Below are 15,204 nucleotides of genomic sequence, written 5' to 3' on the forward strand. Positions count from 1 at the left end.
ATTGCTCGGCCGTCCGGCCTTTTGGAGATGAACGTTGCAGACAACCGTAGAGCCCATTCGCGGTACGAATGATCCGGTACAATCGCTCGAGCTGTCGCTGGTCGTGCCGATTTTCAACGAAGAGGATAGCGTCGGTCCGCTCGTCGAGCGTGTCGTGGCTGCGATGGCAGCCTATCCCCATCGCTGGGAGCTGCTCCTCGTCGACGACGGCAGCACGGATGCGACGCTCGTCAACGCCCGCAAGTTCGTCGGACGCGACGGGCTGGTGCTCAGGATTGTCGAGCTGCAGCGCAACTTCGGCCAGACCGCTGCCATGCAGGCTGGTATCGACACCGCTCAGGGCCGGCTGATCGCAACGATGGACGGCGACCTGCAGAACGATCCGAAGGACATTCCTGCGATGGTCGCCGAATTGGAACGGCGCGAACTCGACCTCTTGGTCGGCTGGCGCAAGAACCGCAAGGACGGTCTGCTGCTGCGCAAGATCCCCTCCTGGTGCGCAAACTACCTGATCGGCCGCATCACCGGTGTCAAGCTGCACGATTACGGCTGCAGCCTGAAGATCTACCGTGCCTCAATCATCAAGCAGGTGAAGCTGATGGGCGAAATGCACCGCTTCATCCCGGCCTGGGTGGCCGGCGTCGTCCCGAGCTCGCGCATCGGCGAGATGACCGTCACCCACCATGCGCGCGAACACGGCGTTTCGAAATACGGAATTTCGCGCACCGTCCGCGTCATTCTCGACCTGCTGTCGGTGATGTTCTTTATGCGCTACAAGGCGCGGCCTGGGCATTTCTTCGGCTCGCTGGGTCTTGGCCTCGGTGCGGTCGCGATGCTGATCCTCATCTATCTCGGCTTCGACAAGTTCATCATGGGCAACGATATCGGCACGCGGCCGATGCTGATGGTCGGCGTCGTGCTGCTGCTGTCGTCGGTGCAGATGATCACAACCGGCATCCTGGCGGAGATGATCGCGCGCACCTATTACCGTGACGACGCCTCTCCGAATTATATCGTGCGGCAGATCTTCGACGATCGAAGCCAAGCCTAAGCCGGCAGCACGATGCTGGAGCGCGCGACGAGGACGATCAAAACCGCCGGCCTGCTGCTTGCGGCCTATTTCGTGCTCAACATCGTGCTGCGCCTCGCGCTTCCGCATTCGCTGGAGCTCGACGAGGCCGAGCAATCCTTCTTCTCGCAATATCTGCTGGCGGGCTACGGTCCGCAGCCGCCCTTCTACAACTGGATGCAATATGCCGTCGTTTCGGTCACGGGCATGTCGATCGGCGCGCTGATCGTTCCGAAGAATATTCTCCTCTTTCTGTGCTACCTTTTCTACGGCCTTGCCGGGCGCGAAGCTTTGAAGGACCAGGCGCTTGCCGCCATCGGCATGCTCGCGCTGATCACCCTGCCCCAGGTCTCCTTTATGGCCCAGCAGGATCTGACCCACACGACGGCACTGCTCGTTGCCAGTTCGCTGTTTCTCTACGGCTTTTTCCGCACGCTCGATCGACCGAATCTCGGCAGCTATCTCGTGCTCGGGCTTGCCACAGGCATTGGCCTGATCTCGAAATATAATTTCGCACTGATGCCAGCCGCCGGCTTGATCGCCATCCTGCCGGATGCCGAATGGCGCCGCAGGGCGCTCGACTGGCGCATATTGGCGGCAATCGTCATTGCGCTCGCCATCGTCCTGCCGCACGCGATCTGGCTGCGAGACAATCTCGCATTTGCTTCCTCGGATACTCTGGTCAAGATGGCCGCCGGCAACGAACCCGCCGGCATGGTGCGAATCGGCAAGGGCATCATCGCCTTTGTCGTTGCCATCATTGCCTTTGCGGCGCTGCCGGTCGCCATTTTCGCCGCCACCTTCCGCCGGGATTTTATCCGTGCCCTTTCGGCCGGCAACCGCTGGACCGGGATGATGGAGCGGATGATGCTCGCAAGCCTTGCCGGCATCGTTCTCATCGTGCTCTTCACCGGCTCCACCACTGTGCGTGAACGCTGGCTCGACCCGTTCCTGCTGGTGCTGCCGATCTATTTCCTGGCGAAGATGCAGGCTGCCGGCATCGACCTTTCCGGAGGGCTACGCCGCCTCCGGCCGGTGCTGCCGGTGCTGATGGCCTGCGTGCTGATCGCACTCGGCTTGCGTGTCGTCGGCGCCGGGCTGATCGGCGTCTACAGCAGGCCGAACGTGCCGATGGCGGGCCTTTCTCGCGAGATGTCGCGGCAGGCGGAACCGGCGTTGGTGATCGCCTCGGACACCTATGTCGGCGGAAACATGCGGCTGCAATTTCCCGATGTGCCCGCGGTCATCCCCGATTTCCCGGCACCTGGCATTCCAGCCTATGCCGAGGCGAAGGGACCAGTGCTGGTCGTCTGGCGCGGCAAGAAGACGGCGACGGCCGCCGATGCGGTCATGCCGGAGCAGTTTTCATCGGCGCTGACGGCAGCGGGCATCGCGCCGCAGGAGATCGGCTCGCTGTCGCTTCCCTATTATTTCGGCCGCCCGGGTGACAATTTCGCGCTCGGTTACGCCTGGGTTCAGCCGAGGGCCAGATAGATGAGCGAAACCAATAGCCGCGACATCCGGTGGATTTTCGTCCTGCTGGCGGCCTATTTCGTGCTTCAGGTCGGCGTGCGGCTGGCAACCTCGCATTCGCTCGATCTCGACGAAGCCGAACAGGCCTTCCGCTCGCAATGGCTTGCCGCCGGCTACGGCCCTCAGCCGCCCTTCTACAACTGGCTGCAATACACCGTCTTCCAATTTGCCGGCGTCTCGCTTGCCGCGCTTTCGGTGGTGAAAAACCTTCTGCTGTTCACGTCCTACTTGCTCTACGGCCTGACCGCGCGTCTCCTGCTGCGCGACAAGGCGCTGGTGGCGATATCAACACTGGGGCTGCTGACGATCCCGCAGATGGCTTTCGAGATGCAGCGCGACCTCACGCATACGGTCGCCGTGTTCTTCTCGTCCAGCATCTTCTTTTACGGCTTCATCCGCAGCCTGAAGCAGCCGAGCCTTGCCTCCTATCTGGTCGCCGGCATCGGCATCGGTTTCGGCCTGCTTGCCAAATATAATTTCGCGATCCTTCCGGCGGCAGCGCTGATTGCCGCGCTGGCGGATGCGCGCCTGCGGCCGCGGATCTTCGACCGGCGACTGGCGCTGACGGCGGCGGTGGCATTCGTCATCACCCTGCCGCATCTCTTCTGGCTGAAGGACAATCTCGATTTCGCCACCGCACGCACCCTGGAGAAGATGACCGCGAGCGGCCATGCGAGCTATCTCGCGCAGGTGACCATGGGTGTCAGCTCGCTCGCTCTCGCCACCATCAGCTTTGCCGGATTGACGGTGGCGGTATTCGCCATCGCCTTCCGCAAGAGCCTTCGTCCGGCGCTGACTGCCGGCTCGGAATGGACGCGGCTGCTCGAGCGGATGATGCTCGTCTTCCTGGCCGGCATTCTGTTTCTGATCGTCTTCGGCGGTGCGGCCGGTATCAAGGATCGCTGGCTGGTGCCGATGCTCTTCATCCTGCCGCTCTATTTCTGCCTGAAGATCGAGGCCGCGGGCGTCGCGACAGGTAGAGCGTTCCGGCGTTTCATGGCGATCGTCGCCATCATCATGATCGGCGTGCCAGCGGCCCTTTACGGCAGTGTCGCGGCCGCACGCTTCACCGGTCACTACGAACGATTGAACAGGCCCTATGCCACGATGCTGGAAAGCCTGCGCAAACAGGCCGAGCCGGCGGCGATCCTTGCCGGAGACAGCCTGCTTGCCGGCAATCTCCGGCAGGATATTCCCGGCTTGCCGGTTCTCTCTGTGGATTATCCCGGCTTCCATCCGGATCTGACCGACCGGCGACCGCTTCTCCTCGTCTGGCTGATACCGCCGAAAGGGGGAAGCGAAGCCCTCCCGCCGGCCATGGCTCAATGGCTCCAAGCCAATCTCGGCACGTCCGCACCGGATGGGTCGGTGATCGACGCGCCCTATTTCTACGGGCGCGGCGAGGATCGCTACCGTTTCGGCTATGCCTGGATCAACCAGCCGGACTAAGCGAAATCAGGATTTCAGTTCCTTCCAGGCCAAATCCAGCGCCAGGCTGGTAATTCTTGCCATCTCGTCCACCTCCGCATGGCTGATGACAAGCGGTGGCGAGGCCAGCATGCGGTCGCCCGTGGCGCGCAGCACGAGGCCGTTCGCCAGCGCATGGTTGCGCACCAGCGCACCGACCTGATCGGGCTTGTCATAACGCGTGCGCGTGCTCTTGTCGGCAGTCAGCTGCAGGGCGCCCATCAGGCCGATGCTGACGGCCTCGCCGACCAGATCATGCTCGGCAAGGGCCGCCCAGGCCTTGCCAAAATAGGGGCCGATATCGTCGCGCACCCGTTCGACCAATTTCTCCTCCTCGATGATGCGCAGGTTTTCGAGGGCGGCGGCAGCGCAGACGGGATGGCCGGAATAGGTGAAGCCGTGATTGAACTCGCCGACCTCGTTGATCAGCACGTCGGCGATGCGGTCACTGACGAGCACGCCGCCGATCGGCAGGTAGCCGGAGGACAGTCCCTTGGCGATCGGCGCCAGATCGGGCTCGACGCCGAAATGCTGATAGCCGAACCAGGCGCCCAGCCGGCCGAAACCGCAGATCACCTCATCGGTCACCAACAGGATATTACGCGCCTTGCAGATCCTGTCGATCTCCGGCCAGTAGGTCTCGGGCGGGATGATGACGCCGGCAGCCCCCTGCACCGGTTCGGCGACGAAGGCTGCGACATTTTCCTCGCCCAACTCGTCGATCTTCGCTTCGAGTTCGCGGGCGACCTTGAGACCGAATTCATCAGGCGAGAGATCGCCGCCCTCGCCGTACCAATAGGGCTGGCCGATATGAACGATGCCAGGGATCGGCAGGTCGCCCTGCTCGTGCATGTATTTCATACCGCCGAGGCTGGCGCCGGCGACGGTCGAACCGTGATAGCCGTTCTTCCTTGCTATAACGATTTTCTTCGACGGCTTGCCGACGGCGCTCCAATAGACGCGGGCCATGCGGAACCAGGTGTCGTTCGCCTCCGAGCCGGAGCCGGTGAAGAAGATATGGTTGAAACGCGCCCCCGCGTGGGCGGTGACCTTCTGGGCAAGCAGCGTCGCCGGCGTCGAACTCGTGCCGAAGAAGGTATTGTAATAGGGCAGCTCGTTCATCTGTCTTGCAACGGCGTCAGTGATCTCGCGGCGGCCATAGCCGATATTGATGCACCAGAGGCCGGCGAAGCCATCGAGATATTTCCTGCCGTGATTGTCGAAGATATGAACGCCCTCGCCGCGCTGGATGATGCGCGTGCCTTCGGCATTCAGCTTCTTCATGTCGGCGAAGGGATGCAGGTGATGCGCGGCGTCGATCGCCGCAAGGTTCGAGGGTGGGTAGGTATCGGGCATAATGGGAAGACCCTCGCGGATTGAAAGGCTGTTATCGATGGGATAGGAGCTTGGCCTTGTCCCGGAGGATTTTCAAGGTCATGGCGAGCGACAGGGTGGACGGCAAGGCCGAGGGCGGCGATCCTCGTTTTGAGATCCTGATCGTCGGCATGAACGGCGATCTGCGCGGCAAGCAGCTTCCGCCCGGCGCCGAAGACAAGATCTGGGCCGGCGACATCCGCCTGCCGACCTCGACGCAATCGCTCGACATCTGGGGCGACGACAATGACGACATTACCGGCCTGTCGCTGACGATCGGTGATCCGGACGGCAAGCTCGTCCCCGACCGGCGGAGCCTCGCGCCGATGCCCTGGGCGCCCGAGGGCTCGATGCAGGTGCTTGCCACCATGCACGAATTCGACGGCATCCCGAGCTTCATGGATCCGCGCGCCATCCTCGCCTCGGTGCTCGATCGTTATCGTGCACGCGGCCTGACACCCGTGGTGGCGACCGAGCTGGAATTCTACGTGATGTCAGGGGACTGGCGCGAGGCCGGCCGCCCCTCCCCGCCCGAAAGCCTCACCTATCGCGGCGAACCGAACGGCTTCCAGCTTTACGACATGAGCGCCGTCGATGCACTCGACGTCTATCTCGGGACGCTGAGGGCCTATGCGAAGGCGCAGGGGCTGCCGGCGGATGCGACGACGGCGGAATTCGGCCCTGGTCAGTTCGAGGTCAACCTGCTGCACCGCCCCGATGCGCTGGCCGCGGCGGACGATTGCCTCTACCTCAAGCGCATCGCCGAGCAGGCGGCGCGCCGCCACGGACTGAAATCGACCTGCATGGCCAAGCCTTATTCCGACCATGCCGGCTCCGGCCTGCATGTGCATGCGAGCATCATCGATGTGCAAGGCCGCAACATTCTCGATGCCAAGGGCGGCGAACCGAAACTGCTGAAATCGGTGACAGCAGGCCTGCTCGACACCATGCGCGCGGCGCAGCTGATCTTCGCCCCGTTCGCCAACTCCTATCGCCGCTTCCAGCCGGGCTCGTTTGCACCTGTCGATCTGACCTGGGGCAGCGGCCATCGCGGCACGGCGATCCGCATACCCGACAAGGATGGGCCGGCCGCCCGCATCGAGCACCGCGTCGCCGGCGCCGACGCCAATCCCTATCTGCTGCTCGCCGCGATCCTTGGCGGCATGCTTATCGGTCTCGACGGCGAACTCGACCCCGGCGAGGAGACGTCGCCGTCGCACACACCGGCGAATACCGCGCGGCTGACGCATGATTTCCTGAGTGCCGTCGAAGCCTTCCGTGCCTCGCCCTTCATCGCCGATATCTTCGGCGCACGTTATCAGGCGCTCTACGGCGACACCAAGCGCAAGGAAGCGCTTGCGCATCTGCGCACCGTCTCGGATTTCGACTATCGCACTTATCTGCCGCGGCTCTGAAATTCAGCAGAAGACCTACACAGCCGGCTCGCGGCGCTCGGCCGCATCCACCTGCGCGGCGAGACCCTGCTTGACGAGAACCTTCAACTCGCCTGGATGCAGTCGGATCGAGACGTCGCGTTCGAGCGGCAGCAACTCGCCGTCCATGACACAATTGGCCTTGTAACGCAGTTTCGGGAAATGCAGTTGCACCTCCGCCGGATGCATCACCATGACATCGGCATTCTCGCGGACCTTGCCGCGCAGCATGTCGATGGCGAGACGGGCGACACCGACCGGTTTCAGCGGATTTGCCGTATAGAAGCCGAGCTCGCCGCTTCTCAGATTGTCGGCGTAAAGCAGCGCATTCTCACCGAAGGGATTGTTGGAGACGGAGATTGCCGACACCCTGCGGCGCTCGCGCATGCCGGCCGCCTCGAACTCGACTTCGAATTCCGGCGGGTTGAAGATGACGCCCAAGGCCGCCTTTGTGCTCGCCCGTATCTTGCCCAGCCGCGAACGATAGCTGTAGGCGTTGCGGTAGCGCACCATTCGGGCATGCAGGCCGGCGGAAAACTGGTGGATGAAGGGCCGGCCGTTGGCGCTGGCGATATCGACATTGTCGATCTCGCCAGAGGCAAGCACATCGAGCGCCTGCCAGATATCGAGCGGCACACGCAGCGAGCGGGCAAACAGGTTCATGGTGCCGGCCGGCACGACGCCGAGCGCAATGCCGTTTTTCCAGGCGATCGATGCCGCCGCCGAAATCGTGCCGTCGCCGCCGCCGGCGACGATCCCGTCGATGTCGTCGCGCTTGGCCGCCCGCTCCATGGCGGGAATGATCTCCTTTCCGGAGAAGACGATGGCGTCGAAATCGTGCCCAGCTTCGCGGAAAGCCGCCTCCGCCCTCTTTTCGTAGGCCAGCATGTCGGTGGTCCTGAAGGTACCGCCGTCGCGATTGAAAAAGCCTACAAGCTTCATGAGGGCTCCCGTCTCTGGCGCGGAAATAATCCTGCCTTGCCCATCAGATGGTTTCGGGATCGGCGATTTCAAGCGCCAGTACCTTTCCCGGGAGACGACAGAAATGCAAAAATTGCAACGGACATATGCACATAGCAGGACGCTGCACTGCAAAAAACGCACTCGACGCCGGCCGGGTCGTCACGGATAGATGGAAGGATCGGAGACAGGTCTCCACCTCCCGCCATTTTGAACGATCGGCCCGCGGCCGTGCCAGCGCCAAGGCCATCGCCAATCAGAAAACCGCATCGAGGAGCTCTCGTGAGTGAGATCACCGTCAATGATTCCATCGATAGCCAGGATGAAGGGCTGCCCTCGGCAACGACAGTAGCGCTGGTCCAGCTGGCGCTCGCCTGCGGCGGCTTCGGCATCGGCACCGGCGAATTCGCGATTATGGGCCTATTGCCCAATGTCGCCAAGACCTTCTCGGTCACGACCCCGCAAGCCGGCTACGTCATCAGCGCCTATGCACTCGGCGTCGTCATCGGCGCGCCCGTCATCGCCGTGCTCGCCGCGAAGATGGCGCGCCGTACGCTGCTGCTGACACTGATGCTGATCTTTGCCGCCGGCAATATCTTCAGCGCCATGGCGCCGACCTTCGAAACCTTCACGTTGCTGCGCTTCGTCAGCGGCCTGCCGCATGGCGCCTATTTCGGCGTCGCAGCCCTTGTCGCCGCCTCGATGGTGCCTGTGCACCGCCGCGCACGTGCCGTCGGCCGCGTCATGCTCGGCCTAACCGTCGCAACACTTCTCGGCACGCCCTTGACGACGTTCTTCGGCCAGTCGCTCGACTGGCAGATCGCATTTTTCTCGGTCGGCGTGCTCGGCCTGCTGACGGTGGCGCTGATCTGGTTCTACGTTCCCAAGGACAGGGTTTCCGAGGAGGCAAGCTTCCTGCGCGAACTCGGGGCTTTCCGCCGGCCGCAGGTGTGGCTGACGCTCGGCATCGCCGCTGTCGGTTACGGCGGTATGTTTGCGATGTTCAGCTATATCGCCTCGACGACAACCGAGGTGGCGATGCTGCCGGAAACAGCGGTTCCGATCATGCTGGTGCTCTTCGGCGTCGGCATGAATGCCGGCAATTTCATCGGTTCATGGCTCGCCGACAAATCGCTGCTCGGTACGATCGGCGGCTCGCTCGTCTATAATATCGTCGTGCTGACCACCTTCTCGCTGACCGCCGCCAATCCCTATATGCTCGGCCTCTCCGTCTTCCTCGTCGGCTGCGGTTTTGCCGCCGGCCCGGCGCTGCAGACACGGCTGATGGATGTCGCCGCCGATGCGCAGACGCTTGCCGCCGCTTCCAATCATTCCGCCTTCAACATCGCCAATGCGATCGGCGCCTGGCTCGGCGGTCTCGTCATCGCCTGGGGCTACGGTTTTGCGGCAACCGGTTATGTCGGCGCAGCACTGTCCTTCCTCGGCCTCTTCGTCTTTGCGGCCTCAGCACGGCTGGAGCGTCGCAGCCGGAGCACGCAGGCCGCGTAGAGCGTCTCCGCCCACAATGCGCGGGTGTGCGACATTCTGGCGTTAAGCTTTTACCCCGCTTGACTTTTTTCGCGTTCGGGACCACCTAGAATCTCACGTGGACGGCACTCGTCTTCCGCGGATTTTAACGGAGCCATCTTAACGATGCCAAGCGACAGTAGCAGTCGATTGCCCTTGCCGTACGCGGCCCTCGTGCGCTGACCGACTCCTGTCGGCTCGCCCGGTCGGGACGCTACGGCGGATCGACGGAAAGGCGAGCCTCAAATGAATATCAATCGCTTCCCTCTTCGGGCAGGCCATGCCGCCCGTGCCTTCATCAACAACAGCCGCGGCGCAACGATCGCCGAACACGTCGAATCGTTGAACGCGCTGACCGTCCAGGACGCCGGCCGCGTGCTGACCGGCATGCCGCTCGACTATGCCGTCAACATCCTCGACCGGCCGGAGCTTCGCAACGCTGCACAGATCCTGGCGCTGATCAGCGCCGAGGACGCTGCACGCCTGCTGCATGGCATGTCCAACGACCGTGTCGCCGACGTGCTGCTCGAACTCGACGGCGAGACCCGCGCCCGGCTGTTTGCCAGCCTCGACGAGCCGGTGCGCATCGCGATCCAGCACCTGATGGGCTACCCGCCGCGCACGGCCGGCGGCATCATGACGACGGAATTCGTCAGCGTGCCGGTGAACTGGACCATCGCCCAGACACTCGACCATGTGCGCCAGGTCGAACGCTCGCGCGAGACCGTCTACGCCATCTATGTGCTCGACGAGATCAGCCATGCGCTCATGCATGTGGTGACGCTGCGCCGCCTCATCACCGGCGAGCCGGATGCTTCCATCCTCTCGGTGGCGCAGAAGGGTGCGCCGGTTTCGGCCGATCCGCTGATGAAGCAGGAGGATGTCGCCCGGTTGATCCGCAAGCATGACCTGCTCGCCCTGCCGGTCACCGACGAACATGGGCAGATGCTCGGCATCGTCACCGTCGACGACGTGATCGACACGATGATATCAGACACGACGGAAGCGGCCCAGAGGTTCGGCGGCATGGAGGCGCTCGGCCAGCCCTACATGAAGATCGGCTTCGCCGGCATGATCCGCAAGCGCGCCGGCTGGCTCGCCGCCCTCTTCCTCGGCGAGATGCTGACGGCAAGCGCCATGCAGCATTTCGAAGGCGAGCTGGAAAAGGCCGTGGTGCTGACGCTGTTCATCCCGCTGATCATGAGCTCGGGCGGCAATTCCGGTTCGCAGGCGACCTCGCTGATCATTCGGGCGCTGGCGCTCGGCGAGCTGAAGCTTTCGGACTGGTGGAAGGTGCTGCTGCGCGAACTGCCGACCGGCATCGTGCTCGGCGCGATCCTCGGCCTCGTCGGCTTCATTCGCATCGTCTTCTGGCAGTCGGCCGGCCTCTACGACTACGGCCCGCACTGGCAGATGGTCGCCATCACGGTGTTTGCCGCCCTGATCGGGATCGTCACCTTCGGCTCGATCTGCGGTTCGATGCTGCCCTTCTTGCTGCAGAAGCTCCGGCTCGATCCGGCCAGCGCTTCGGCCCCCTTCGTCGCCACGCTGGTCGACGTCACCGGGCTCGTCATCTACTTCTCGGTGGCCCTGCTCATCCTCAGCGGGACGCTGCTGTAGCACCCGCAAATGGCAGCAAGCCCGAGGGGATTTATTTTCCCTCGGGCAGCTTCAACGGCCCATGCGTCTTCATGCTGCGGATGGCGAAGTTGGAGCGGATGTCGCTGACATTCGGCAGGGTCAACAGCGTTTCCGTCAGAAGCCGTTCGTAGGCGGCGAGATCCTCGACCACCACTTCGGCGAGGAAATCGGCCGTGCCCGAAATCAGGAAACAGGAGACGATCTCGGGGATGGCGAGCAGCGCCTTCTGCTGCGCCTCGGAATTCTCACGGCTGTGATGGGCGACCTTGAATTCGACGAAGACGGTCAGGCCGAGGCCGACCTCCTTACGGTCGATATCGGCCGTGTAGCCGCGGATGATACCGGAGCGTTCGAGATTGCGGATGCGGCGCAGGCAGGGCGACGGCGAAAGGTTCACCTTCTCGGCGATCTCGACATTGGTTGCCCGTGCATCCTCCTGCAGGCACTTCAGGATGGCGATATCGAATTTATCGAGATTTGGCATTTTCGCGATCCCTGTTGGCGTCGATTGGCAGAATATTGCGCATAATATGATTTTTGAGCCAGAGATAGCAAGGACATGCCCTGCCCTCTGGGACTAATCTTTTCCTCAACCGGAAAGGCTCCGGATGAAGGAAGGGACAGGACGATGACCACCATTGCATTTACGAACGACAAATCGCCTTCGCAGGCACTGGGTTATGCCGGCGGCACCGTTACCGTACTGATCTGGGCGACATGGTTTCTCGTCACCCGCCACAGCGCCGCAACGCCGCTCGGCTCGGTCGACATCGGGCTGATCCGCTTCGGCATTCCGGCGCTGGTGCTTTCGCCGGTCTGGCTGAAGACCGGACTGTTGCCGAAGTCCCTGCCGCTGCACCTGGTGGCGATCATGGTGTCCGGGTCCGGCGCCGTTTTCTTCCTGCTCACCACGCTGGCAATCCATTCGACGCCGGCTGCGTCTTCAGGCATCCTGCTCGGCGGCTCGATGCCGCTCGCGGCGGCGCTGATCGGCATCGTGCTGTTTGGCGAAAGACCTGATACCACCCGCATCGCCGGGCTGGTCGCAATCGTCGCCGGCGTGCTGATCCTGCTCACCCACAGCCTTGCAGACGCCTCGCTTCCATGGACGAGCTTCGTGCTGCTACCGGCCGGCGCCGTATTGTGGGCGAGCTATACGCATGCCTTCCGCCGCTCCGGCCTGACGGCCGTGCAGGCAAGCGCGCTGATCGCCGTCTGGTCCTTCCTGATCATGGGCGCGCTGGCCCTCATCTTCGGCATCTCGCTGCAGCAGGCACCGCTTCCGGAAATCGGCCTGCAGGTGCTGAGCCAGGGCATTCTTTCCGGCCTCGTCGCCATGGTCGCCTACGGCACCGCCGTCACAACGCTCGGCGGAACGCAGGCCGCCGCCTTCACGGCGCTGACGCCTGTGCTGGCAACGCTTGGCGGCGGCTTGCTGCTTGGCGAACCGATCGGCCTGACGGAAATCAGCGCCGCCGTGATCACCGGCATGGGCGTTGCGCTTTCCACGGGGATCGCCGCCCAGCGCCGCTGACCGCCACCGGACCAACGAACGTCGAAAGCCGCCGACAGCCATCGCTGCGGCGGCTTTTTCAATCAACGTGATTTTGCTCGCTCAAGCCTGGATGACGACGACCCTGGCGCCGACTTCGACCCGGCTATAGAGGTCGATCACGTCGTGGTTCATCATGCGAATACAGCCGCTCGACATGGCGAGCCCGATCGATTGCGGCTGATTGGTGCCGTGAATGCGGAAATGCGTGTCGCCGCCGCCGCGATAGAGATACATCGCTCGTGCGCCGAGCGGGTTGTTCGGACCGCCCGGCATGCCGCCGGCGAGCTTGCGATAACGCTCTTCGCGGCGCTGCATGTTTTCCGTCGGCGTCCAGCTCGGCCACTCGGCCTTGCGGCCGATATAGGCGTTGCCGGCAAATGCCAGCCCCTCGCGACCGACGCCAACGCCGTACCGCACCGCCCTGCCGCCGCCGAGGACATAATAGGCACGGCGCGTCGGGGTGTCGACCACCACGGTGCCGGCGTCATGGGTGGTTTCGTAGGCCACTTCCTGACGGCGGAGTTCCGGCTTGATCTTGTCGATCGGCACCTGCCTCAACGGGAATTTTTCATCCGGAAGTGCGGCGTAATTGGTCTGGCTGTTCAGGCCGGTCGAAGAGCAGCCGGCGACAAAAAGCGGCAGAGCGATCAGGAAACCCCGGCGGGAGATCGTCATGAATGTGTCCTTAGTGCGTCAACAAGATGTCGCACGCTAAGGAAATTATGGTTAACGAACGGCTAACGGCCGCCCGCCGCAGGCGATACGAAGGCGTCAGCACGTAAAATTGTCGGCGGCGTGGATAATCCGCCTCACATGTTCGGATAGACCGGCCCCTCGCCGCCCTGCGGCGGCACCCAGTTGATGTTCTGGTTGGGATCCTTGATGTCGCAGGTCTTGCAGTGCACGCAGTTCTGGGCGTTGATGACGAAGGTCTCCTCTCCGTCCTTCTCGACCCATTCATAAACCCCGGCCGGACAGTAACGCGTCGACGGGCCGGCATAGATGTCGTGCTCCGAACGTTTCTGCAGGCCCATGTCCTTGACCTGAAGATGCACCGGCTGGTCTTCCTCGTGATTGGTGTTCGACAGGAACACCGAGGACAGCCGGTCGAAGGTCAAGACGCCATCCGGTTTCGGATAGGCAATCGGCTTGTGGTTTGCGGCCGGCTCGAGCGACTGCGCATCGGTCTTGCCATGCTTCAGCGTGCCGAAGAACGAGAAGCCGAACAGCGTATTGGTCCACATGTCGAGACCGCCGAGCGCCACGCCGAGCGCCGTGCCGAACTTCGACCACAGCGGCTTGACGTTGCGCACCCGCTTGAGATCCTTGCCGATGTCGCCCTTGCGCCATTCGTTTTCGATCTCGACCACCTCGTCATGGCTGCGGCCGGCTGTAATCGCCGCCGCCACCTTCTCGGCCGCCAGCATGCCCGACAGAACCGCGTTATGGCTGCCCTTGATGCGCGGCACGTTGACGAGACCAGCCGAACAGCCGATCAGCGCCCCGCCGGGGAAGGAGAGCTTCGGCACCGACTGATAACCGCCCTCGGTGATGGCACGCGCGCCATAGGAGAGCCGCTTGCCGCCCTCGAAGGTTCCGCGGATCGCCGGATGGGTCTTGAAGCGCTGGAATTCCTCGAACGGATAGAGATAGGGGTTCTTGTAGTTGAGATGGACGACGAAGCCGACGGCGACCAGATTGTCTTCGAGGTGATAGAGGAAGGAACCGCCGCCGGTCTTCATCCCGAGCGGCCAGCCGAAGGAGTGCTGCACCAGGCCGGGCTTATGGTTCTCCGGCTTGACCTGCCAGAGTTCCTTGATGCCAATGCCGAACTTTTGCGGTTCGCGACCTTTTTGCAGATCGAACTTGGCGATCAGCTGCTTGGCGAGCGAGCCGCGTACACCTTCGCCGATCAGCACGTATTTGCCGAGCAGTTCCATGCCGCGCGTATAATTCGGGCCGGGCTCACCGTTCTTCTCGATCCCCATGTCGCCGGTGGCGACGCCGATGACCGCGCCCTCGTCATTATAGAGCACTTCGGTTGCGGCAAAGCCCGGATAAATCTCGACGCCGAGTTCTTCGGCCTTACCGGCCAGCCAGCGACAGACGAGCCCGAGCGAGACGATGTAGTTGCCGTGATTGTTCATCAGCGGCGGCATCAGCACATTCGGCAGGCGGATCGAGCCGGCCGGGCCGAGCAGCAGGAAATGGTCGGCGGTGACCTCGGTCTTGAAGGGATGCTCACTCTCTTCGCGCCAGCCGGGCAGCAGCCGGTCGATGCCGATCGGATCGACGACGGCGCCGGAGAGGATGTGGGCGCCGACTTCCGAGCCCTTCTCCAGCACGACGACCGAAAGCTCCGGATTGACCTGCTTCAGCCGGATCGCCGCAGAAAGACCAGCCGGACCGGCGCCGACGATCACCACGTCGAATTCCATGCTCTCGCGTTCGGGCAGCTCAGTCGTCTCGGTCATTCACTCGTCTCCGCTTGGCGGCACGCGGCCGTCATCCCGTCATAGGCACTTTCTTGTCAAAACGAGAAAGCATTGTCGAGCCGGGATACGACAGCCAATCTTCAATTCGCACAATGATATGCCCTGGACGCCAGAATTATATGCGGTTTACGTGAACGTCAATTATCAAAC

Annotated in this window: 12 protein-coding genes; 7 read left to right on the forward strand and 5 right to left on the reverse strand. The window is 62.9% G+C overall.

Annotated features, from left to right (window positions below; genetic code table 11):
- The first annotated feature begins 34 nt into the window (after positions 1–34).
- The 3 genes from HJB84_RS03900 to HJB84_RS03910 are packed head-to-tail and all read left to right on the forward strand — an operon-like array spanning position 35 to position 4,051.
- Positions 35–1,051 carry a glycosyltransferase family 2 protein gene (locus HJB84_RS03900; protein ID WP_221115310.1) on the forward strand — a complete coding sequence of 339 codons (1,017 nt, stop codon included), beginning with the start codon at positions 35–37 and terminating at the stop codon, positions 1,049–1,051.
- A gap of 12 nt (positions 1,052–1,063) precedes the next feature.
- Positions 1,064–2,563 (forward strand): glycosyltransferase family 39 protein, encoded by a 1,500-nt coding sequence (locus HJB84_RS03905; RefSeq protein WP_207583578.1) that lies wholly within the window; start codon positions 1,064–1,066, stop codon positions 2,561–2,563.
- Entirely contained in the window at positions 2,564–4,051 is a 1,488-nt protein-coding gene (locus HJB84_RS03910) for a glycosyltransferase family 39 protein (protein ID WP_221115311.1), read from the forward strand. It begins immediately after the preceding gene.
- 6 nt (positions 4,052–4,057) lie between these two features.
- On the opposite strand, the gene HJB84_RS03915 is transcribed toward HJB84_RS03910, so the two are convergent.
- Complete coding sequence (locus HJB84_RS03915; protein ID WP_221115312.1) at positions 4,058–5,425, reverse strand: aspartate aminotransferase family protein; 1,368 nt, start codon at positions 5,423–5,425, stop codon at positions 4,058–4,060.
- A gap of 80 nt (positions 5,426–5,505) precedes the next feature.
- On the opposite strand from HJB84_RS03915, the gene HJB84_RS03920 reads away from it, so the two are divergent.
- Entirely contained in the window at positions 5,506–6,858 is a 1,353-nt protein-coding gene (locus HJB84_RS03920; protein WP_207584279.1) for a glutamine synthetase family protein, read from the forward strand.
- Positions 6,859–6,873: 15 nt separating this feature from the next.
- On the opposite strand, the gene HJB84_RS03925 is transcribed toward HJB84_RS03920, so the two are convergent.
- A complete protein-coding gene (locus HJB84_RS03925) occupies positions 6,874–7,818 on the reverse strand; it encodes a diacylglycerol kinase family protein (protein ID WP_207583575.1) in 945 nt (314 codons plus the stop codon).
- A gap of 300 nt (positions 7,819–8,118) precedes the next feature.
- Between HJB84_RS03925 and HJB84_RS03930 the strand changes: the two genes are divergently transcribed.
- Together HJB84_RS03930 and mgtE are read left to right on the forward strand one after the other, a co-directional pair.
- Entirely contained in the window at positions 8,119–9,345 is a 1,227-nt protein-coding gene (locus HJB84_RS03930; RefSeq protein WP_221115313.1) for an MFS transporter, read from the forward strand.
- Between the two features lie 264 nt (positions 9,346–9,609).
- A complete protein-coding gene (mgtE, locus tag HJB84_RS03935) occupies positions 9,610–10,983 on the forward strand; it encodes a magnesium transporter (protein ID WP_221115314.1) in 1,374 nt (457 codons plus the stop codon).
- A 31-nt stretch (positions 10,984–11,014) separates the two neighbouring features.
- Here the strand turns inward: mgtE and HJB84_RS03940 are convergent, their stop codons facing one another.
- Positions 11,015–11,488 (reverse strand): Lrp/AsnC family transcriptional regulator, encoded by a 474-nt coding sequence (locus HJB84_RS03940; protein ID WP_207583572.1) that lies wholly within the window; start codon positions 11,486–11,488, stop codon positions 11,015–11,017.
- 144 nt (positions 11,489–11,632) lie between these two features.
- On the opposite strand from HJB84_RS03940, the gene HJB84_RS03945 reads away from it, so the two are divergent.
- Complete coding sequence (locus tag HJB84_RS03945) at positions 11,633–12,538, forward strand: DMT family transporter (RefSeq protein WP_207583571.1); 906 nt, start codon at positions 11,633–11,635, stop codon at positions 12,536–12,538.
- Positions 12,539–12,619: 81 nt separating this feature from the next.
- Here HJB84_RS03945 and HJB84_RS03950 read toward each other — a convergent pair whose 3' ends face one another.
- Both HJB84_RS03950 and HJB84_RS03955 read right to left on the reverse strand, forming a co-directional pair.
- Positions 12,620–13,234, reverse strand: a complete 615-nt coding sequence (locus HJB84_RS03950) for a L,D-transpeptidase (RefSeq protein WP_221115315.1) — start codon at positions 13,232–13,234, stop codon at positions 12,620–12,622.
- 134 nt (positions 13,235–13,368) lie between these two features.
- Positions 13,369–15,033: an electron transfer flavoprotein-ubiquinone oxidoreductase gene (locus HJB84_RS03955; RefSeq protein WP_221115316.1), complete on the reverse strand. Its 1,665-nt coding sequence runs from the start codon at positions 15,031–15,033 to the stop codon at positions 13,369–13,371.
- Positions 15,034–15,204: the final 171 nt, after the last annotated feature.

Source organism: Rhizobium sp. NZLR1b (genome assembly GCF_019685155.1).
Lineage (GTDB): Bacteria > Pseudomonadota > Alphaproteobacteria > Rhizobiales > Rhizobiaceae > Rhizobium.

Coding starts and splice junctions, on each gene's coding strand:
- HJB84_RS03905 (WP_207583578.1), top strand. CDS start 1,064: ATGCTGGAGCGCGCGACGAGGACGATCAAAACCGCCGGCCTGCTGCTT.
- HJB84_RS03910 (WP_221115311.1), top strand. CDS start 2,564: ATGAGCGAAACCAATAGCCGCGACATCCGGTGGATTTTCGTCCTGCTG.
- HJB84_RS03915 (WP_221115312.1), bottom strand. CDS start 5,425: ATGCCCGATACCTACCCACCCTCGAACCTTGCGGCGATCGACGCCGCG.
- HJB84_RS03920 (WP_207584279.1), top strand. CDS start 5,506: ATGGCGAGCGACAGGGTGGACGGCAAGGCCGAGGGCGGCGATCCTCGT.
- HJB84_RS03925 (WP_207583575.1), bottom strand. CDS start 7,818: ATGAAGCTTGTAGGCTTTTTCAATCGCGACGGCGGTACCTTCAGGACC.
- mgtE (WP_221115314.1), top strand. CDS start 9,610: ATGAATATCAATCGCTTCCCTCTTCGGGCAGGCCATGCCGCCCGTGCC.
- HJB84_RS03940 (WP_207583572.1), bottom strand. CDS start 11,488: ATGCCAAATCTCGATAAATTCGATATCGCCATCCTGAAGTGCCTGCAG.
- HJB84_RS03945 (WP_207583571.1), top strand. CDS start 11,633: ATGACCACCATTGCATTTACGAACGACAAATCGCCTTCGCAGGCACTG.
- HJB84_RS03950 (WP_221115315.1), bottom strand. CDS start 13,234: ATGACGATCTCCCGCCGGGGTTTCCTGATCGCTCTGCCGCTTTTTGTC.
- HJB84_RS03955 (WP_221115316.1), bottom strand. CDS start 15,033: ATGACCGAGACGACTGAGCTGCCCGAACGCGAGAGCATGGAATTCGAC.